We start from the raw sequence: 19,080 nt of genomic DNA, 5'->3' as shown, positions 1-19,080 counted from the left end.
TTTTTATCTGTAGGATCATACGACTGTGCTTTCAAATTTTTCATTGCGTACATTGATTTACCTTTCTGTGGTTTCTTTCTTAATAGGCTGTACTCAGAAGATGAACGATGTGGGCAGCAGCTTATCCGAAGCCTTTTCAGCTTCTGATGATGTCACACTTAGCCAAGAAGAAATTTCCAACCTCCCGTACGCCAGTACCTATGTGCGCATCAATGACGGTCGCCAAGTATTCATGGTGTTAGCATTTGCTGACTTAAATCCGACAACAGGTAATACTCAACTAAAATGGGCGTCTGCAGACGGGTCCATGATAGCAACGGAACAAGGTCGAATCGTAAAAACACTAGGATTTGACGGCAGTAATCTCATCAATATTACGGGTAAAGGTATCTCAACGGGTATCATCACAGATAACCAATGGAACGCTGTTTATGATTGGTCTCCTGACTACCGCTACCATTTTAGTGCATCGGTTAATTCAGCGTTCATAAAAAGAGAAACGATAAGCACAAACCAGTGGACGCTCGAAACCAATAAAATTGATGAACACGTCAATTTTGGTAAGCTAAATGAAGCCTTTAACAATAGTTACTGGGTTACCGATGCAGGTGAAACCATGAAATCGATTCAGTATATCGGCCCAAATATGAATAAATTCGAAATGACCATATTGAAAGCGTTTGCGCCAGCAAGGTAGTCTTATTATGAGAACTTTATTTACCTCCCTATTAAATACCTTGCTTGCCTGTACACTGGTGTTTAGTACTTTAGCGTCATCACATCAACTGACCGTACACCTTCCCAGCCAAAAATTAAATCTAAACTATATGTTGCCAAGTCAGCTATCCCAGGTCATAGCAGACACACAAGCACAAAATAAAGAAGCGTTGTTTTTTGAAGGTGGTGCATTAGCGAGTGCTAAACAGCAAGCCAAAGTTGACAGCCTTAAACACTCAATATTTAAACGGCTTACTCGTGAAAACTCTGAGCAAAGCCTGCACCTTCTGAATCAACTTAAAGCGATGCATTTCGTTGGTCGCGAATGGGTAAGCCTAGACTATGATCTCGTTCGGCTAAAACCCGAATTAAACCCCTTACTATCTGGACGCTATGATTTTTATGTCTCCCCACGAAGCAATCAAGTTCGCATTCTAGGGCACGTTAAAAATCCAACTCATACCCCATTATTAAACGGTCGAGACATCACCGCTTATTTGAATGGTCTTGAGCTCTCTGAATTTGGCGATTTAGATCAAACCTATATTATTCATGCCAATGGTGACCTCATCCATGCAAAGCTGGCTTATTGGCAGCCAGAGCGCTATTACATAAGCCCAGGCTCAAAGATATTCATTGGTTCCAGAGATACTCCGGAAACAAACAAAGACATAGCTCAACTTCTTAGATACGCGGTGGATAAATGATGTTTCGCCAATCAATGCTAGCCCTTTCTCTATTCGCTGCGTTTTACGCTAACGCAGAGTCTTCAGACACTGTATTCCAACCTGTCTCTTACACGCCATCCCAAATGGATTTTGGCGGTGTTGGTCTCATCAAGATGCCAACAGGGAGAATGGCACCAGAAGGGGAGTTCAATTTAAGCGCAAACATCAACCATGAATATCGCATGTACAATGCATCAATCGCTCTTTTTCCATGGTTCGAAGCGACCATTCGCTACGCGATCGTGCCAAACAAGCGGATGGGTGCCCAAGAGTTCAGTGGGGACAGCCCTTATCTGGATAAAGGCATCGATTTTAAATTCCGCTTATTGGAAGAAAGCCGTTGGTTACCGGAAGTAGCAGCGGGTGTCCGAGACTTTGGCGGGACTGGCTTGTTTGATGGCGAGTTCATCGCCGCATCCAAAAAGGTCTACACCAATGATTACGGTGTATTCGACTTCACATTAGGTATGGGTTGGGGCTATATGGGCATGCACGGCAACGTGACCAATCCATTTTGCAAAGCCAACGACAAATTCTGTGAGCGACCAAAAGATTTTGGCGGCACTGGCGGCGAAGTGGATTACCATCGCTGGTTCAAAGGACCAGCAGCCATCTATGGTGGCGTCGAATATCAAACACCCTATCAACCACTTCGCTTAAAAGTGGAATACGATACCAATGATTACTCCGAAGATTTTCCGACAAGATTTCGACCAGGGGATTTCTACGAAGTCGATATGACTCAGCACACGCCCATAAACGTTGGTTTAATTTATCGCGCGCATCGAAATATTGATCTCCGCTTAAGCTACGAACGGGGAGACACCGTTTCTGCAGGGTTCAGCCTTCGCACTAACTACAATGAACTGGCATCACAATGGCGTGACGAACCTATTCCTCGCCCGAGCAATGAGCAGCCAGAAAATATCAATGAAGTAGATTGGCAATCACTCGAAAAACAACTTGCGCTGGTCGCGGGCTACGAGGGTGTTAAAGTTCATGTGGATGATACGACAGTGATTATCTCCGGTGAACAAGTTAAATATCGAGACTCAGAGATCGCCCACGAGCGTGCGGCTGCCGTTTTGCGCAATCAACTGCCTAAATCCATCAACACGTACAAAGTGATCAATACGCAACAGCACATCGCAACTGAATCCGCCGACATTGATGCGAAAAAATACGATCGCGTTGCTAATGTCAGTTATATCAACCCACACATTTCTGATGCTTCAAGCGTCAGTACGGATACTAAAGTCCGTGGTAAACAAGTGCATGATGGCTCTGAACGCCTATACTACGGTGTTTCCCCAACACTACGTCAATCGATAGCAGAACCCGAAGAGTTTTATATTTTCAATCTCGGCGTTCGTGGTGAAGCCAGCTATTGGTTAACAAACCAGCTTCAAGCATCGAGCTCAATCCAAGTCAATTTATACGACAATTACCCTGAGCTAAACTTTATCGTTCCACCAGATGGCACAACGGTTCCCCCTAGAGTTCGATCATTGGGTCGGATGTATTTCCACGACAACCCAGTCAGAATGGACACGCTTCAACTGACTTGGTTTGATAATTTCGGCGACAGCATTTATCAACAAACTTACGCAGGTTACCTAGAAAGTATGTTTGCTGGTGTGGGAACGGAATGGATTTATCGCCCAAGAGGAAAGAACTGGGCCATTGGTGCAGACATCAACCTTGTTGCGCAGCGCGATCCCGATAGCTGGTTTGGTGTATACCAGCAAGAAACTCAATACAGTGCTGCAGATGGTCGATCATTCAAAGTGTTAGACAAAGGCTATACCGGCTTCGTTTCGGGTTACTATATGCCAAAGTGGTCATGGCTGGATGACACTCTGTTCAAGGTTGATGTTGGTCAGTACCTCGCTCAGGATGTGGGCGTTCGTGGGGATTTCTCTAAGCAATTCAAAAGTGGGGTGATAGTGGGCGCTTACGCCAGCTTGAGCAATTTATCCGCTGAAGAATTTGGCGAAGGCAGCTTTACCAAAGGGTTTTATATCTCGATTCCATTCGACGTTATGACGGTAAAACCAAGCCGAAACAGAGCGAAATTTGATTGGCAACCTCTGACTCGAGACGGCGGTCAAAAGCTCAATAAGGAACACGACTTGTTTAGCCTAACAGATTCAGCCTCGCCTTGGTTTACAAGAAAGAACACGGTTCCTCAGCCATAGAGGAACGTAGGTATAAATCAATAAGAACAAAATACAATACAGAGGCGCTATGCCTCTGTATTTTTTAGCGCCTTATTTGGTACACTCGCAACAACTCAATTTAAAGCTTGGTGAAAACATGATCATTGTAACTGGCGGCGCTGGCATGATTGGCAGCAACATTATCAAAGCCCTAAACGAACAAGGCATCAACGACATCCTAGTTGTAGATAACTTAAAAAACGGTAAAAAGTTCAAAAACCTCGTTGACCTTGATATCGCTGATTACATGGATCGTGATGACTTTTTAGTTCAAATCATGTCGGGTGAAAACTTTGGTCCCATTGACGCTGTATTTCACGAAGGTGCCTGCTCAGCCACCACCGAGTGGGATGGCAAATACATGATGCTAAACAACTATGAGTATTCCAAAGAGTTACTTCACTACTGCTTAGAACGTGAAATCCCCTTCTTATATGCCTCTTCTGCAGCGACTTACGGTGAAACTACGGTTTTCAAAGAAGAAAAAGAATACGAAGGCGCCCTTAATGTATACGGTTACTCCAAACAACAATTCGATAATTACGTTCGCAAAGTTTGGGAAGATGCGGCCGCACACGGTGAAACACTGCCTCAAGTAACAGGCTTCCGCTATTTCAATGTGTACGGTCCTCGTGAAGATCACAAAGGCTCAATGGCGTCCGTTGCTTTCCACCTGAATAATCAAATGAACGCAGGCGAAAACCCAAAATTATTTGAAGGCAGTGAGCAATTCATTCGTGATTTTGTTTATGTTGGCGATGTTGCGGCGGTCAATCTTTGGTTCTTAGAAAATGGGGTATCCGGCATTTTCAACCTTGGTACAGGCAATGCAGAATCCTTTGAAGAGGTGGCAAAAGCCGTGATCGCTTTCCATGGTAAAGGAGAAATTGAAACGATTCCGTTCCCTGAGCATTTGAAAGGCGCCTACCAAGAATACACTCAAGCGGACATGTCTAATCTTCGCGCAGCAGGCTGTGATCATCAGTTTAAAACGGTGGCAGAAGGTGTCGCTGAATATATGACAATTGTAAACGTATGAATATCCTAATGGCACTGTCACAGTTGGAGGTGACGGGTGCCGAAGTCTATGCGACTACCGTAGGAAACGAGCTATCAAAAAGGGGACATAACGTATTTTATGTCTCCGATACTCTTACCAAACCACATGTGGGTGAATTTTTTAAACTGCGTTTTAATAAGCGCAGTGTATTACGCCGTTTCTGGCATGTTGGGTACCTTTGCTTCCTCATAAAAAAACACAATATTCAGTTAGTGCACGCGCATTCAAGAGCCTCCAGCTGGAGCTGTCATATTGTCTGTAAGTTGACCAACACTCCGATGATCACAACAGTACACGGTAGGCAGCCCGTTCACGCTTCAAGAAAACGCTTTCATGCCATGGGTAACAAAGCCTTCCCTGTCTGCGAAGCGATTGAAAAGCAACTGATTGAAGAATTGGGTGTACCGGAAGGCATGCTAACGGTCGCTCGTAATGGGATTGAAACAGACGATTTTACTTGGCAGGATGCACCTTCCAATACCAAACCTGTCATTTCAGTTATTGGTCGGTTGACAGGACCTAAAGGTGATTTGTGTTACCGACTGCTGTCTGAATGTTTGGATTTCAACCTTTACGATATTCGAGTGGTTTCTGGGTCTGAGCCAGACGAACGCTTTGACTCATTCAAAGAAAAAGTGAATTTTACGGGTTACACCAATAACGTACCAAAGATGTTAAAAGAGTCTGACTTAGTGATTGGTGCTGGCAGAGTCGCGATGGAATCGTTGCTATGTGGACGACCAACCCTTGCCGTTGGAGAGGCAATCTCAATTGGTCTGGTTACAAGCGATAACCTACCCCACGCTATGGCCACTAACTTTGGTGATATTGGACCAAAGGTTTTGGACATTGACTTTCCGGCACTGACCGATCAAATAAAGCTCGGTATCAACCAGACTCATTGTGACGTCGCCGTAAAAGAAACGATCTTAGCCAACTACGATCTTCAGCGTGTTGTCGACCAGTTGGAAGACGAGTACCAAACAACGTACGTTCAGGCACGCCAAAGTGAGATGCCTATTCTCATGTACCATCGCTTTATTCAAAGCGAAGAAGAAAAAGGCACGCGTGGCCCGTATCTTGATATCCAAATGTTTGAGAAACATCTAAAGCTGCTAAAAAGAAAGGGCTTCGAAAGTCTCACCTTCGAAGAACTCTCAAAGGGACGAACCATTGATAGACTGGCTTCGGGTAAACGGTACGTTATGATCACTGTCGATGATGGATTTTCAGACAATTACCACCTGATGCTGCCACTTTTAAAAAAATATGGATTCAAAGCTGTCGTCTATGTGGTCACTGGAGAATCCTTCAATCGCTGGGATGTAGAGGTAGACGAAAACCCAGATAAGCCGTTCAAACTCATGACCAAAGACGAAATCAAGGCAATGGCAGATTCTGGGTTCATTGAAATTGGTGGTCACACATTAACGCACCCCAAATTGAGTCAACTTTCCGTTGAAGAGCAGCGACATGAAATCTTAGAAAACAAGATTCAGCTGGAGTCAATACTAGGTAAACCTCTCACCTCTTTTGCTTACCCTTATGGCGATCACAACCAAAAAACAAAAGACATCGCGTTAGAAGTGGGTTATCAATACGCCGTTGCCACCAACAGTGGTCCGGTTGAATTCCATAAAGATTTAACCCAAATTCGTCGCATCGCTATTTTCCCGCGAACAGATGCCTTAGGGCTATGGCGTAAGGTATCTGGACGCTATACTTTCCGTAAGAAATGATCTCGCGATAAGATTCAATGATGATATCCTATCGCACTAGAAGAAAAATCGGTGAGCAACAATATGAAGATTTTGGTTATTGGACCTTCATGGGTAGGCGACATGGTGATGTCGCAAAGCCTGTATACAGAATTGAAGATCCAGCACCCGGAAGCCACGATTGACGTACTTGCTCCTGCCTGGTGTAAACCCATCCTAGAACGTATGCCCGAGATATCCCGAGCAATAGAAATGCCTATGGGGCACGGGGAGTTTAATTTATTCGGTCGACGCAAAATAGGTAAATCTCTAGCCCAAGAAGGCTATACGCACTCTTTCATCCTCCCTAACTCGGCGAAGTCTGCACTGATTCCTTGGTTTGCGGGCATACCGAACCGTACTGGCTGGAAAGGTGAAATGCGATATGGATTGCTTAACGATTTACGTCCTGATCGAAAAGTTTTCCAATATATGGTCGAGCGGTATGTCGCACTCGCTCACAGCAAAAATACCATGCTAGATTCGGTTGTCTTGCCACAGTGCCCAACACCAAAACTTACGATAGATTCAGACTCTCAGCGAAGTGCCTTACTTAGGTTAAACCTGTCCGATGAAAGAATCGCAATTGGTCTTTGCCCAGGCGCAGAATACGGTCCTGCAAAGCGGTGGCCTGACGCTTACTACGCGAAAGTTGCACAGTTTGTTATAGAACAAGGCAAACAAGTTTGGTTGTTTGGATCTGCCAAAGACAGAGAAGTCACTCAGAAGATTAGAAACGCCTTGCCCGAAGCACTTCAAGCACATTGCCATGATCTGGCCGGACAAACGAGCTTAATTGAAGCCGTGGACTTACTCGCAGCCTGTGATACCGTTGTCTGCAACGATTCTGGTCTAATGCATGTCTCAGCTGCAGTCGGCTGTAATATTGTTGCGATTTATGGGTCAAGCTCACCAAAATATACGCCACCGTTAACCGACAAGTTGACCATGCTGAACACTGACATTCAGTGTCGTCCATGTTTTAAGAAGACCTGCCCATACGGACATATGAAGTGTTTAACAGAGTTGTCTCCTAGCCGAGTGATATCCGCATTAGAAACGAATAAGGCTTCGGCATGATCGCAAGAGCCTTGTACACTGTTATACTCACATTAGCCGCGCCAGTATTACTTTATGGTCTTTTCCGGAAACGCAAAAACAAGCCGTCTGTCGGTTCTCGTTGGAGAGAACATTTTGGATTGACGCCTAAATTGGATAGTGAAGTGAGCCCGATATGGATACACGCTGTATCAGTGGGTGAAGTCCTTGCGGTAACCCCTTTTATAAAAGAATTAAAAAAAAACGTTCCCGATACACCAATATTGATCACCACCACAACCCCGACGGGAGCAGAACAAGCAGAAAAGCTATCAAGCCTTGCCACACACCGCTACGCCCCCGTCGATTTTCCCTTTTCTGTTCAACGATTTTTAGAGAGAGTTAACCCTTCACAGCTTATAATCGTGGAAACTGAATTATGGCCAAACACCATCCACGCAACATCAAAGAAAGGCATTCCCATTACGGTTCTGAACGCAAGGCTGTCAGATAAATCGTTTCGTGGGTATAAAAAAGTCCAACCTTTATTTACAGGTATCGCAAACCATATATCGCAAGTGCTATGCCAACACGGCGAAGACGCAGATAACTTCGTAAAGCTTGGGGTTAGCGATAAGAAAGTTCAGATCACTGGCTCAATTAAGTTTGACATCAAGGTAACAGAGAACACGGTAAGAGAAGGTAATCTTCTTCGAGACAAGATTGGTATTCAAAGACCCATCTGGATAGCGGCCAGTACACATTTAGGTGAAGATGAGCAAATAATAGATACACATAAAAAGCTATTAGAGAAACTACCAGATGCCTTACTAATACTAGTACCGAGGCACCCAGAAAGATTTGATGCCGTGTTTAACCTTTGTATGGCAGAAGGCTTAAAGGTCGTAAGAAGAACACAACCAAACCATGATTTTAGCGATCAACAAGTGTACTTGGGTGATACCATGGGCGAAATGCTGATATTGATGCAAGCAGCAAATGTGTGCTTTATAGGTGGTAGCTTATTGGGGAATAAAGTGGGTGGGCATAATCTGTTGGAGCCAGCTGCATTAGGAAAACCCACGATTATTGGTCCAAGCTATTATAACTTTCTGGAAATAACAAAAGAGCTCCACAAGCTTAATGCTACCAAGATTATTCAAGATTCGACGGACTTGGTCGATAGCTTGACAGTATTCTTAACATCAGACCAAGAAGCTCAGCAAGCCGGGCTTAATGCTATGGCTTTCATAGAAAAAAGTCGTGGAGCGTTAAACCTTTCACTGAAAGCAATCACCAAAAATACCGCGTGTACACTATGAGCAATAAAAATATAATTGTCACTCACAATTAGTTTACTGAATGAAAGGCAAAAGTTTTGCTAAAAATATCCGCGATTAATATTTATCACTAAGGCAATGTAAAGCATATGCAAATAAATAGATGTCACAAAAAGCTAGTATTGCTTTCATCCATCCTCGTTTTTCTCTATCCCATAACTATGTTGATTCAGTCACACAGTTATTCTTGGCTACCCATTTCTATTTCATTAGTTTCTTTAGCTCTCTACACCAAAGCCAGGAAATTAGTTAACAATAAACCAATAACTTACACATACTGGTTTATCTTGAGTTATTTTGTCTCTATTGTCGTTTCATATTTAATTTTTGATGGTCCATCAAAACAATTAGATATTCCCAACCGAGTCTTGCTTATTTTGCCAATAGTTACCTTTCTTATGGCATATCGTCCAAGAGTCAGTTGGGTAGTACTAGGAATTAGCCTTGGAGGTGTAATTACTGGTGTTATCGCTATTTATATGCATTTTGTTCTAAATGTACGTGCTATTGGAGATTTGGGGTATATGCCTATTCAGGCAAGCGGAATGGCAATGACATTGGGCATTCTCTCTTTGGTCAGCATGTTTTACTTTATAGAGAAAAGAAATATACCTTTTGCACTCATTTCTGCAATTGGCTCATGTGGTGGAATTGGAGCAAGTTTGTTATCTGGAGGTAGAGGCGCTTGGCTTATTTCTCCATTTATTATCATACTCTTAATATGGCACTATAGAGAATTTATAACCAAGCGCTTAGCTTTCATTGCTTTGGCTTTTATTTCTTTAGTAGCGCTAAGCACATACCCAGTTATTGAAAAAAGAATTGGTGCAATAAGCTATGAATTACAGAATGGAGGTCAAAATTCATCATCTGTACGATTAGAGCTTTGGAAAGCTGCCATATATATAGGCACAGAATTTCCTATCTTGGGGACTGGCTATCATAACTTAATGCCTGAAAAACAGAAGCTCGTTGATGTAGGTGCAGTGGGAAAGTCTGCGGTGTTGTATTCAAACGCTCACAACCAATACCTAGATGCATTTCAAGAGAGAGGTATCATTGGCTTAGCTGCAATACTTGCAATGTGCATTGCCCCTATTTGGTACTTTAAAAAGCAATACCAACGGTATAAAAATACGGATAAAGCTCACTTTGCCGTTATGGGTGGGTGCCATATTGCATTGTTAATGGGCTATTTCTTAACACAAACATATCTAAATCATCATTCTGGAATTCTGCTTTATGTCACGTTCACCGCTATTTTTATGGCAATGTGCACAGAAAGCGATGAACAAGATATTAAAGACACTTAGCCAGTTAGAGCTTGATGGGTACTTCTATCAGCTTTTATGGTTACTATAGCTTTCATTAACACACGTCCAGCACGAGTGGAAGTTCAAAACGATCTCTTTCTTTTGAACTTCCTTTTCAAAAGATCGCTTCAGCCTATCCAAGTTCCCTTGCTTCCAGTTCTCACCGCTTTGCTGGAAGCATTTATCAAAATCGATGATCCAAAATTTTTCTTGCTCGTCCATCAAAATATTATGGATATTTAGATCAGTGTGGTTAATACCAAGATCATGCATTTTACGGATCTCTCGGCCAATTTTCTGATAGTGCCGTGCTTCTAATGGCTCGGATTTTAAAATGTCCACCAAGTCTCTGGCGTTTTTTATCTTCTCGGTGATGATGTCAGCTCGGTAAGTCAGCCCTGATTTTTGAGCGTTGGCTGCGATCGGTTTAGGAACATTAAGTCCATTTTTACGCATTAAGCCAAGCAATGAGAACTCTAATGCGCTGCGGGTTTTGTCAAACCCCGTAAACACATACTGATCTTTAACGAGTTTGCCAAATAGCCCACCACGCCGATAGTGTCGCAATGCAGCGTGTGTCTCTCCCAAATCAACAAACCATGTTGTCCCTCTGCCACTGGCTTGCCCAATTACTTTGTTTTGATTTTGCCAATAGTTGATGTCGAACAAGCGATCTAAATCATGATGAATAACACTGCTGTCATACCATATTTTTTGATTCTTGCTGCGGTGGGTCTTAATCATGATTTATAGAAGGTGAGAAAACCGTGGGTCGATTTTACATTCTTAAAGCTTAACTGCATAATCCTTAGCAACTTATCAAAGAACTTTCTTTCACTATGACGCTTTTTACAAGCCCGCCCACCTCTATCTGTGTCTTGCGTTTATCTGCCATTGGCGACGTCTGTAACACGATTGCTGCGGTTCAAGCTATTCAAAAGTATTGGCCAGAAACGCAAGTAACGTGGATAACAGGAAAGCTCGAAGCGCAATTACTTGAATCTATTGACAACATAGAGGTCATTGTTTTCGACAAAAAGCAAGGATGGCGTGGCTATGTATCGGTATGGAAGCAACTCAAAGGAAGAAAGTTTGACGCTTTATTGCACATGCAGTACGCCATCAGAGCTAGCATTGTTACCTTAGGTATTAAAGCCAAACACAAGTTGGGCTTTGACAAAATCCGCAGTCAAGATGGGCAACATTGGTTTACCGATACCAAAGTACCATCACCCGAAAAAACTCACGTTTTAGATGGGTTGATAGCCTTTAATGAAGTATTAGGTATACCGGATAGCTCTCCTAAATGGGATCTTTCTTATCCAGAATCGGCTGGTATTTGGGCACAAAGCCATTTACTTGCAGACAAACGTAATCTAGTGATCGTTCCGGGTGCAAGTAAAGCCTATAAGAACTGGACTATTCAAGGCTATGTCGATCTCATCAATCATGCGGAGAAATTGGGCTGGAACGTTATTCTTGCTGGTAGCCCATCGTCTGTGGAACAAAAGCTAACCCAGTCAATTCTTCAATCGTTAAAGAAACCAGTCACCGACTTAGTGGGTAAAAGCAGCTTGCTGGAGATGCTAGCTCTACTTGATCAATGTGATTTGGTGGTTGCACCTGATACGGGTCCGACCCATATGGCAAATGCAATGAATACCCCAGTGATCGGGCTGTATGCCCACCACAACCCAGCTCGGACAGGTCCTTATTTGTATCAGGATTATGTTGTCAGTGTATGGGCACAAGAGATAGAAAAACAGACGGAAAAGAATCCATCTCAATTACCTTGGCGCTCGCGTGTCAAAGACGAAAAAGCGATGGCTAACATCCCGTCGACAGATGTCATCGCAATGTTTAACCGTGTGTGCAGAGAACAGAAATTATGACGCAGCTTTCCCAATCTAACCGCGCGACTATTGCTGCGGTCATCATTACCAAAAATGAAGAAGACAGCCTCAAAGACTGCTTAGAAAGCCTGACATGGGTTGATGAAATCGTGATCGTTGATTCAGGTAGCGCAGACAAAACTGAAGCTATCGCGAAACAATACACCGACAAATTCTTTATCAATTCGGATTGGCCGGGTTTTGGCAAGCAGAAGCAACTTGCCCAGAGCTATACGGAATGCGATTGGATTCTCGCCGTTGATGCAGACGAGCGTATTGATGAAACATTAAAAAGCAATATTCTTGATATGTTAGAAAATGCCCCCAATAACACCGTTTTTAATCTTAATGAGTTAACTTGGGTCTTCGGTCGATTCCTAAAACATTCCGGCTGGTACTATCGACATGTCCGCCTCTACCCCAATAAGCTAACAACGTACAACAACAACCTCGTTCATGAATCAGTCGTTATTCCCGACGGATGTAAAGTGGCAGAGCTCGATGGTGATATCCTTCACTACTCCTACAAAAACCTCAACCATTACCTCGTTAAGTCAGCCGGTTACGGCAAAGCTTGGGCGGATCAAAGGCAAGCTAAAGGAAAAAAAGCGTCGCTGTCTCAAGGGGTGGTTCATGCGCTTGCCTGTTTTATGAAAATGTACGTACTAAAGCGAGGTTTTTTAGATGGGAAACAAGGATTCTTGATTGCTTTATTATCCGCGCATTCTACCTTTATCAAATACGCAGATTTGTGGGCGAGAGATAACGATTCTCATTATAAATAATGGGTGACTAAACCCTATACTAAAGGGCAGTTTATTCTATATCTGCCCACCACTTCTTCACTTGCTCGGCGCATTCCGCCACATCAATACGAGACATATCTTCTTGCTGATCTTTACTGCTGGCTTCAGGTGGGCAAAAAGCAATGTGCTTGCCTTCTGAATTAATGGGTCGCCAGCGAAGTGGCGTTGCTGAGCGCTTGCTAGGAAAGAACCCGACCGTGGGTACATCCAACGTTGCTGCTATATGAAGGGGTCCCGTCGAGCCCGCAATAAACATGTCTGCACAGGCAATGGAATAGGTAAAATCGACCAGCCCATCATTTTTGCTGTATACCACTGATTTCACACCAAGATCGGACACCAAAGCATGTAATTCCATGGCTTTACTTTCTTCACCCGGACCAGCCGTGAGAATGTATTCTCTATCTACCTGCAAATTTTTGATAAACGCTGAATACTGTTCCAATGAAAGATTATTTGCCGAACCGCCGCTGCCTGCATGTACAAAAACCCAAGGTTTGTCTTGGGAGATATCTAATTGCCTAGTCAGTTTGCTCTTTTGCGCAGCTAAAACATCTGGCGTTATCGTCAAATAAGGTGCGTTAGGCTCAACAATCTTACCTCCGATATCCGATAAAAATGAGCGAACAAGATCGAGATTGTACTCATACTCGGGTTTAGCCGATTGTGAACGTTTCTGTTTGATTCGTTTGTTGTAAAAAATCTGGGCAATTTTCGTTGCGGGTGCAAGCCGATAGGGAATTTTGGCTTTCCATACCAGTGACGCGTTGTAAGAGGTAGAGAATAAATTAATTGAAGCGTCAAATTGCTCCGATTTTATTCGTTTCACCAATTCCGTTTTTTCTTGCTTCGCCGCTTTTGAACCACAATCGACGATAACAGAATCAATCCAAGGGCAAAGCTCTGCTAATGCTTTGGTATAGCCAGGGACAAGTGCGGTAACTTCTACATCAGGCATTGATTGTTTTAGCATCGCGATACTCGGCCATGCCAACATAAAATCGCCTATCTTATCGTTTCGAATAACCAGTATTTTTTTCATCTTATTTTCCGCACTGTGGTTCGCCACACATGATACCCAGTTACATAGCGAAGTTTGAGTGTTTTTTGCTATGATGACAGCAGATTAATGAATAAAAGCAAGCGAGTAAAATGTGTCAGCAAAACGTATCTCTCGAGTGATTTACCCGGGCACCTTCGACCCATTAACCAACGGCCATTTAGATTTGATTGAACGTGCAGCCGATATGTTTGATGAAGTGATTGTCGCCGTCGCCGCCAGCCCAAGTAAGAACACCATGTTCACCTTGGAAGAACGAGTCAAGTTTGCACAAGTTGTCACGAAGCATTTAGATAACGTCACAACAAAAGGTTTTTCAGGGCTGATGGTGGATTTTGCTCGCACGGAACAAGCCAATGTTCTGATTCGTGGGCTACGAACCACTGGCGATTTTGAGTACGAATTTGGCTTAACAAATATGTACCGAAGGCTGCTGCCGGGGTTAGAAAGTGTGTTCCTTACCCCAGCAGAGGAGCACGCGTTTATTTCATCCACCATTGTTCGCGAAGTCGCCATTCACGGTGGTAGTGTTGCGCAATTTGTTCCCACTATCGTCGCCGCAGCTTTGGAGAAGAAGTATCAAGAGCGCTCTAAAGGCTGACACACTGGGCAGTAGAAGGTATTTCGCTGCCCAATTTTGACATCTTCGATCACACTCTCACAAACCGTGCATTTTTCCCCCGAACGTCCGTACACTTGAAGCTCTTGGGCGAAATAACCAGGCTTGCCATCAGCTTGATTGAAATCCTTAAGCGTCGTCCCACCTTGTTTAATCGCCGTATCCAGTACTCGCTTGATGTTGCTGTGCAATAATTCAAGCTCGCTATCATTGAGTTGATTAGCTGGTAACTGTGGATGGATACGAGACATAAATAGCGATTCATTGGCGTAAATGTTACCCACACCCACCACGACTTTGTTATCCATAATGAACTGTTTAACAACGGTTTTCTTACGCTTGGCTTGCTGTGTAAAATAATCAATATCGAAAGCGTCCGTTAACGGCTCTGGTCCCAAATGTTTGAGCACATCAGGTTGCTCACCATATTCCGCGTGTAACCACGATCCAAAGCGTCGAGGATCGTTATAGCGGAGGACTTTGCCATTAGTTAAAACCAGATCAACGTGATCGTGCTTTCCCGGTTCAATGAAGGCATCCAATACACGCAAACTTCCCGACATTCCCAAATGCACGACGGCGCTACCCGCCTTTGTTTCTATCATCAGGTATTTTGCTCTGCGCGTAATATCCAGAATTTCTTTGCCTACCAGTGTTTGAATACTTTCTGGCACCATCCAACGCAGCTTGGGCTGTCTCACGTGTATGGCTTTAACTTTTTGCCCTTTCAAATGAGGTGTGATCCCTAGGCGACTCACTTCAACTTCTGGTAACTCTGGCATCTTAATTCCTTGATTAGGCTGTCGGTATATCGGGAACGAGGTTATGATTATACTCAAAATACGTCTGTTTGAGGCATTCAATGAAGCTTTCCCGTCGTGGCTGGAACAACATTCTGATCTTATCGATCTTGGCATTTATTGCCGTTATCAATGCACCAAGTGTATTAAGAAAGCACTTTGGGCTTGGTGAAACCAATACGCTTCCTTATGTTATTAGCCCGAATGAAAAGCCAAGTGCCTTGCATTTTGCTCAATGGTCACTTGAAAATGTCGATAATGAATGGAATTCAACACGCCAACTGGCTATCGACCCTTTACAAGCTGCGCTTCGATGGACAGAGCTAACCGGTACTCAGGTGGATTCAGATACGTACGATAAGTTGAAAGGAAACCTCCCTCCCGCCAGAACGTTAGAGGTGTGGTATGTCGGTGTCGAAGAACCGGAAAGAATCACATTTTACCAAACCCCAAGCTTTTGGCTGCTTCAAAATTGGCAAAAAGAATGGGTAGCAGTATCGGTAGAAAAGAGTTATCTATTCCCCTTTCTGTAGTTGGTGCTTAAATGAGTTTTAGTCACAACACAATTTGTGATGCCTAGTTAACTTGCGCTTGGAAGTGAGTTATATAGGTAATAAAAAACCCAGTCGATTGACTGGGTTTTTAAACACTAGCAAAGAACTTGGAAATCAATTACTTGATTTTCGCTTCTTTGTACATAACGTGCTTGCGTACAACTGGATCAAACTTTTTGATCTCAAATTTGCCTGGCATGTTACGTTTGTTTTTGTCAGTTGTGTAGAAGTGACCAGTTCCAGCAGAAGATACTAGACGGATTTTCTCACGAATGCCTTTAGCCATTGTTCAATTCCTCTTATACGTTCTCGCCACGAGCACGGATATCAACAAGAACAGCATCGATGCCTTTCTTATCAATAATACGCATACCCTTAGCAGTTAGACGTAGTTTAACAAAGCGCTTTTCGCTTTCTACCCAGAAACGATGAGTTTGTAGGTTCGGCAGAAAACGACGCTTGGTAGCATTTCGTGCGTGTGAACGGTTGTTACCCGTTACAGGACGCTTACCAGTTACTTGGCATACTCGGGACATGAATGTCTTCTCCAAATCGTTTCAGCTCGATATCAACCTTGGTGGCCGAACCTCTCTATCTATCATATAAGAAGACTGGAGGCCAAATACCGTTATGGAATACCCATACAAGGCTATCAAAGGTCGCGCATTATACTAACTTGATATGCATTGCTCAAGACCCGAACAGATCCTTTTTACAGGTTTTCGTGATCTTTTTTAGGCAGAGCTGATTGAGGTTCATAAATTTCAGTGCGGGGATGATAGCAGATTTTGACTAGCAGACAACTAAAATGTGAGCTCAAAACACGCTAAAAGCCGACTCAGTATGCCTTATCGCGATTCTCTATTATTTTAAGCGCAGTTTCGGCGAGAAAACGGTGCTCAATATTCATATCCACCCTCTTTCCGCAAACGAAACCACCTCTCCATCTCCAATCACAAAGTGATCCAAGATCCGAATATCTACCAGTGCAGTTGCATCTGTTAACCGCCGAGTGATTCTCCTGTCCGCTTGGCTTGGCTCTGCAACGCCAGAAGGATGGTTATGCGCTAAAATGAGCGCAGCCGCGTTATGGTGCAGTGCTCTTTTAACCACTTCTCTTGGGTAAACGCTTGCGGCATCAATAGTCCCTTCAAATAACACTTCATCTTGAATCACACGATGCTGGTTATCTAGAAACAGTATATAGAAGGCTTCTCTGTGCCTATCGCGCAAAATACTAGAAAGATAAAGTTTTGTGTGTTCAGGGCTCGTCAGCGCATCACCACGTTTTAGGGTTTCCCCAAGATAACGCTGAGTCATCTCAATAACCGCTTTTAGCTGCACAAATTTGGCTGACCCTAGCCCTTTCTTCTGGCAGAAGTCTTCTTGGCTTGCTGAAAAGAGGGCTCGCAGCGAACCGAACTCATCTAATAGCTGAGAGGACAATTCAATCACATTGGTGCCTTTGATTCCGGTTCTCAGAAAAATAGCCAGTAATTCAGCATCGGTTAGCGCACTAGGGCCTTGGTTAAGTAGCTTTTCTCTAGGCTGAGATTCAGACGGAAGATTTTTGATGCTCATCGAAACGACCTGTAAAAGAACAATGAGGCTCATTGGATAGAGAATGTCGTTTTATATCAATTACCAAACAGTAAATTTCGAGCGAGCGATGATCTTTATGAAATTGAGGAATCAGTAAATTCCACACTCATGTTAGGAGGAACTAAAAAGATGAGAATAGAGAGAGCGCGGCGCCCTCTCTATTAACAAACTCTGCAACTAGATAAACACAGTCTTTAGCAAAATTCGTTGTTTATCTGTCGATACCACTAACCAACATCTGGTCGAGGTGTGTCAAAACTCGAAGGCGGCAGTAGAGGAAGCGTAATACGCGGCTGCTCGCCAGTCAGAGATTTCAAGAACTCTGTGATTTTTTCGGCTTCATCATCACTTAGTGCCTGCCCCAACTGTATATCCGCCATGGTTTTGACGGCTTTTTTCAAATCCCAAACCGAACCATCGTGGAAATAGGGGTAGGTAAGTTCGATGTTTCTCAGCGTCGGTACTTTGAAAACAAACTTATCGAACTCCTTACCAGTTATCGCTTTTCTACCTTCGTCGGGGTTATCCGTCGCAAACGGCTTAACCAACCCCATTTTCTGATAGTTCTGGCCACCTAATAAAGGACCGCTATGGCAAGCTGTACAACCTTTTTGTTTGAACAGTGCATACCCTTCTTTTTGTACATCCGATATCGCATCCGATTGACCTGTTAGCCACAAGTCGAAAGGCGAATTAGGTGTGCGCAGTGTTTTCTCAAACTCCGCTATAGCAACCGTAATTTCATCGATACCAAAGCTGCTTTTCCCAAACGCATCTTTAAACAATGCTTGATAACCAGGAATCGATTTTATCGTATCAATCGCTAAGGTATGGGTGAACGCCATCTCTTTTGGGTTCTCAATAGGCCCTGCGGCTTGAGCTTTTAAGTCTTCCGCCCGTCCATTCCAAAATTGAACGAAGTTCAACTCCGCATTCAATACCGTCGGTGAATTGATGGGACCAATTTGCCAACCATGACCAATCGAACTCGGGAGGTTATCCACCCCACCGGTTGCTAGGTTATGGCAAGAGTTACACGAAATGGTATTGGACTTAGATAAACGAGGATCAAACCAGAGTTTTTTCCCAAGTTTAACCAAAGAGGTGTTAAGCCCCTCAGCAGGAACAATCACTTCAATAGGCTCCTGAGAAAGGGTTTGGGCTTGCACGCTAAAGGAGAAAGCCGCCAGTGTAGCAAACGTCATTATTTTCATTGTTGTCTACCTTATTATGTTTTCGGTGAACGAAACGTCACCGTGTATTCCGACACAACACAGGTGGTAAAGAACAAGCCGACAGCACAACAGACCATGTATAACCACACCGTGTGTAAGACATTAAAAATAAGTGGTTAAAAAAAGGACAACGCAAAAAATCGATGACATTTATCGACAAACTAGATGAATAAATTAGCAATCTATTATTTGTTATTCTTATCAATAGGTTGATATGCCAGAGTGAAAAAACAGAAGAAAAACGCCTTAAAATTATTCACCGATTCATTGATTGAAATCAAAATATAAGATCATGAAATTTAAGAGATTCACTTTGAATGACAAACTCCTCTTGTAGCAC

Annotated in this window: 19 protein-coding genes; 12 read left to right on the top strand and 7 right to left on the bottom strand. The window is 43.4% G+C overall.

The window, feature by feature from the left end; translation table 11 throughout:
• Nucleotides 1–25 precede the first annotated feature (25 nt).
• From VPNCDNU1_RS14635 to VPNCDNU1_RS14600, 8 genes are all read left to right on the top strand, one after another.
• Nucleotides 26–697, top strand: coding sequence for a YjbF family lipoprotein (locus tag VPNCDNU1_RS14635; protein ID WP_104400997.1), 672 nt, complete (start codon nucleotides 26–28; stop codon nucleotides 695–697).
• Between the two features lie 7 nt (nucleotides 698–704).
• Entirely contained in the window at nucleotides 705–1,424 is a 720-nt protein-coding gene (locus VPNCDNU1_RS14630) for a capsule biosynthesis GfcC D2 domain-containing protein (protein WP_104400996.1), read from the top strand.
• Nucleotides 1,421–3,643 carry a YjbH domain-containing protein gene (locus VPNCDNU1_RS14625; protein WP_104400995.1) on the top strand — a complete coding sequence of 741 codons (2,223 nt, stop codon included), beginning with the start codon at nucleotides 1,421–1,423 and terminating at the stop codon, nucleotides 3,641–3,643. The genes VPNCDNU1_RS14630 and VPNCDNU1_RS14625 overlap by 4 nt, the downstream gene beginning before the upstream one ends.
• Before the next feature lie 118 nt (nucleotides 3,644–3,761).
• A complete protein-coding gene (gene rfaD / locus VPNCDNU1_RS14620; protein WP_104401040.1) occupies nucleotides 3,762–4,703 on the top strand; it encodes an ADP-glyceromanno-heptose 6-epimerase in 942 nt (313 codons plus the stop codon).
• The gene (locus tag VPNCDNU1_RS14615) at nucleotides 4,700–6,463 is read left to right on the top strand and encodes a polysaccharide deacetylase family protein (protein WP_104400994.1); all 1,764 of its coding nucleotides are present in this window, start codon (nucleotides 4,700–4,702) and stop codon (nucleotides 6,461–6,463) included. The genes rfaD and VPNCDNU1_RS14615 overlap by 4 nt, the downstream gene beginning before the upstream one ends.
• 63 nt (nucleotides 6,464–6,526) lie before the next feature.
• On the top strand, nucleotides 6,527–7,561 hold the full coding sequence (waaF, locus tag VPNCDNU1_RS14610; protein WP_104400993.1) for a lipopolysaccharide heptosyltransferase II: 1,035 nt from the start codon (nucleotides 6,527–6,529) through the stop codon (nucleotides 7,559–7,561).
• Complete coding sequence (gene waaA / locus VPNCDNU1_RS14605) at nucleotides 7,558–8,841, top strand: lipid IV(A) 3-deoxy-D-manno-octulosonic acid transferase (RefSeq protein ID WP_104400992.1); 1,284 nt, start codon at nucleotides 7,558–7,560, stop codon at nucleotides 8,839–8,841. Before waaF ends, waaA begins: the two co-directional genes overlap by 4 nt.
• Before the next feature lie 107 nt (nucleotides 8,842–8,948).
• Nucleotides 8,949–10,172: an O-antigen ligase family protein gene (locus tag VPNCDNU1_RS14600; protein WP_104400991.1), complete on the top strand. Its 1,224-nt coding sequence runs from the start codon at nucleotides 8,949–8,951 to the stop codon at nucleotides 10,170–10,172.
• Between the two features lie 27 nt (nucleotides 10,173–10,199).
• On the opposite strand, the gene VPNCDNU1_RS14595 is transcribed toward VPNCDNU1_RS14600, so the two are convergent.
• A complete protein-coding gene (locus tag VPNCDNU1_RS14595; RefSeq protein ID WP_104400990.1) occupies nucleotides 10,200–10,916 on the bottom strand; it encodes a 3-deoxy-D-manno-octulosonic acid kinase in 717 nt (238 codons plus the stop codon).
• Nucleotides 10,917–11,011: 95 nt separating this feature from the next.
• Here VPNCDNU1_RS14595 and VPNCDNU1_RS14590 point away from each other — a divergent pair, with 95 nt between their 5' ends.
• Nucleotides 11,012–12,064 (top strand): glycosyltransferase family 9 protein, encoded by a 1,053-nt coding sequence (locus VPNCDNU1_RS14590; protein ID WP_104400989.1) that lies wholly within the window; start codon nucleotides 11,012–11,014, stop codon nucleotides 12,062–12,064.
• Complete coding sequence (locus VPNCDNU1_RS14585) at nucleotides 12,061–12,849, top strand: glycosyltransferase family 2 protein (RefSeq protein ID WP_104400988.1); 789 nt, start codon at nucleotides 12,061–12,063, stop codon at nucleotides 12,847–12,849. Before VPNCDNU1_RS14590 ends, VPNCDNU1_RS14585 begins: the two co-directional genes overlap by 4 nt.
• A gap of 31 nt (nucleotides 12,850–12,880) precedes the next feature.
• Here the strand turns inward: VPNCDNU1_RS14585 and VPNCDNU1_RS14580 are convergent, their stop codons facing one another.
• On the bottom strand, nucleotides 12,881–13,912 hold the full coding sequence (locus VPNCDNU1_RS14580) for a glycosyltransferase family 9 protein (RefSeq protein ID WP_104400987.1): 1,032 nt from the start codon (nucleotides 13,910–13,912) through the stop codon (nucleotides 12,881–12,883).
• 112 nt (nucleotides 13,913–14,024) lie between these two features.
• Between VPNCDNU1_RS14580 and coaD the strand changes: the two genes are divergently transcribed.
• Complete coding sequence (gene coaD, locus VPNCDNU1_RS14575; RefSeq protein ID WP_104400986.1) at nucleotides 14,025–14,531, top strand: pantetheine-phosphate adenylyltransferase; 507 nt, start codon at nucleotides 14,025–14,027, stop codon at nucleotides 14,529–14,531.
• Here coaD and mutM read toward each other — a convergent pair.
• A complete protein-coding gene (gene mutM / locus VPNCDNU1_RS14570; RefSeq protein WP_104400985.1) occupies nucleotides 14,510–15,331 on the bottom strand; it encodes a bifunctional DNA-formamidopyrimidine glycosylase/DNA-(apurinic or apyrimidinic site) lyase in 822 nt (273 codons plus the stop codon). The two genes, coaD and mutM, sit on opposite strands and share 22 nt — an antisense overlap.
• A gap of 80 nt (nucleotides 15,332–15,411) precedes the next feature.
• Between mutM and VPNCDNU1_RS14565 the strand changes: the two genes are divergently transcribed.
• Entirely contained in the window at nucleotides 15,412–15,882 is a 471-nt protein-coding gene (locus VPNCDNU1_RS14565; RefSeq protein ID WP_104400984.1) for a hypothetical protein, read from the top strand.
• A 139-nt stretch (nucleotides 15,883–16,021) separates the two neighbouring features.
• On the opposite strand, the gene rpmG is transcribed toward VPNCDNU1_RS14565, so the two are convergent.
• The 4 genes from rpmG to VPNCDNU1_RS14545 all read right to left on the bottom strand — a co-directional run bounded on the left by rpmG (nucleotide 16,022) and on the right by VPNCDNU1_RS14545 (nucleotide 18,719).
• Nucleotides 16,022–16,189, bottom strand: a complete 168-nt coding sequence (rpmG, locus tag VPNCDNU1_RS14560; protein ID WP_004405486.1) for a 50S ribosomal protein L33 — start codon at nucleotides 16,187–16,189, stop codon at nucleotides 16,022–16,024.
• A 13-nt stretch (nucleotides 16,190–16,202) separates the two neighbouring features.
• Entirely contained in the window at nucleotides 16,203–16,439 is a 237-nt protein-coding gene (rpmB, locus tag VPNCDNU1_RS14555) for a 50S ribosomal protein L28 (RefSeq protein ID WP_004728407.1), read from the bottom strand.
• Between the two features lie 370 nt (nucleotides 16,440–16,809).
• Nucleotides 16,810–17,484 (bottom strand): RadC family protein, encoded by a 675-nt coding sequence (gene radC, locus VPNCDNU1_RS14550; protein WP_101111461.1) that lies wholly within the window; start codon nucleotides 17,482–17,484, stop codon nucleotides 16,810–16,812.
• A gap of 248 nt (nucleotides 17,485–17,732) precedes the next feature.
• Nucleotides 17,733–18,719, bottom strand: coding sequence for a cytochrome-c peroxidase (locus tag VPNCDNU1_RS14545; RefSeq protein WP_104400983.1), 987 nt, complete (start codon nucleotides 18,717–18,719; stop codon nucleotides 17,733–17,735).
• Nucleotides 18,720–19,080: the final 361 nt, after the last annotated feature.

The sequence above is a fragment of the Vibrio penaeicida genome (assembly GCF_002933855.1).
GTDB lineage: Bacteria > Pseudomonadota > Gammaproteobacteria > Enterobacterales > Vibrionaceae > Vibrio > Vibrio penaeicida_A.
The sequence above is the reverse complement of the archived record's forward strand: the minus strand, read 5'-3'. Positions and strand labels throughout refer to the sequence as shown.

What these genes read in the sequence shown, in the direction of transcription:
- mutM (WP_104400985.1), bottom strand. Translation starts at nt 15,331, where the DNA reads ATGCCAGAGTTACCAGAAGTTGAAGTGAGTCGCCTAGGGATCACACCT.
- waaF (WP_104400993.1), top strand. Translation starts at nt 6,527, where the DNA reads ATGAAGATTTTGGTTATTGGACCTTCATGGGTAGGCGACATGGTGATG.
- rpmG (WP_004405486.1), bottom strand. Translation starts at nt 16,189, where the DNA reads ATGGCTAAAGGCATTCGTGAGAAAATCCGTCTAGTATCTTCTGCTGGA.
- VPNCDNU1_RS14590 (WP_104400989.1), top strand. Translation starts at nt 11,012, where the DNA reads ATGACGCTTTTTACAAGCCCGCCCACCTCTATCTGTGTCTTGCGTTTA.
- VPNCDNU1_RS14625 (WP_104400995.1), top strand. Translation starts at nt 1,421, where the DNA reads ATGATGTTTCGCCAATCAATGCTAGCCCTTTCTCTATTCGCTGCGTTT.
- VPNCDNU1_RS14595 (WP_104400990.1), bottom strand. Translation starts at nt 10,916, where the DNA reads ATGATTAAGACCCACCGCAGCAAGAATCAAAAAATATGGTATGACAGC.
- VPNCDNU1_RS14565 (WP_104400984.1), top strand. Translation starts at nt 15,412, where the DNA reads ATGAAGCTTTCCCGTCGTGGCTGGAACAACATTCTGATCTTATCGATC.
- rfaD (WP_104401040.1), top strand. Translation starts at nt 3,762, where the DNA reads ATGATCATTGTAACTGGCGGCGCTGGCATGATTGGCAGCAACATTATC.
- rpmB (WP_004728407.1), bottom strand. Translation starts at nt 16,439, where the DNA reads ATGTCCCGAGTATGCCAAGTAACTGGTAAGCGTCCTGTAACGGGTAAC.
- waaA (WP_104400992.1), top strand. Translation starts at nt 7,558, where the DNA reads ATGATCGCAAGAGCCTTGTACACTGTTATACTCACATTAGCCGCGCCA.
- VPNCDNU1_RS14580 (WP_104400987.1), bottom strand. Translation starts at nt 13,912, where the DNA reads ATGAAAAAAATACTGGTTATTCGAAACGATAAGATAGGCGATTTTATG.
- VPNCDNU1_RS14615 (WP_104400994.1), top strand. Translation starts at nt 4,700, where the DNA reads ATGAATATCCTAATGGCACTGTCACAGTTGGAGGTGACGGGTGCCGAA.
- VPNCDNU1_RS14600 (WP_104400991.1), top strand. Translation starts at nt 8,949, where the DNA reads ATGCAAATAAATAGATGTCACAAAAAGCTAGTATTGCTTTCATCCATC.
- radC (WP_101111461.1), bottom strand. Translation starts at nt 17,484, where the DNA reads ATGAGCATCAAAAATCTTCCGTCTGAATCTCAGCCTAGAGAAAAGCTA.
- VPNCDNU1_RS14585 (WP_104400988.1), top strand. Translation starts at nt 12,061, where the DNA reads ATGACGCAGCTTTCCCAATCTAACCGCGCGACTATTGCTGCGGTCATC.
- VPNCDNU1_RS14545 (WP_104400983.1), bottom strand. Translation starts at nt 18,719, where the DNA reads ATGAAAATAATGACGTTTGCTACACTGGCGGCTTTCTCCTTTAGCGTG.
- VPNCDNU1_RS14630 (WP_104400996.1), top strand. Translation starts at nt 705, where the DNA reads ATGAGAACTTTATTTACCTCCCTATTAAATACCTTGCTTGCCTGTACA.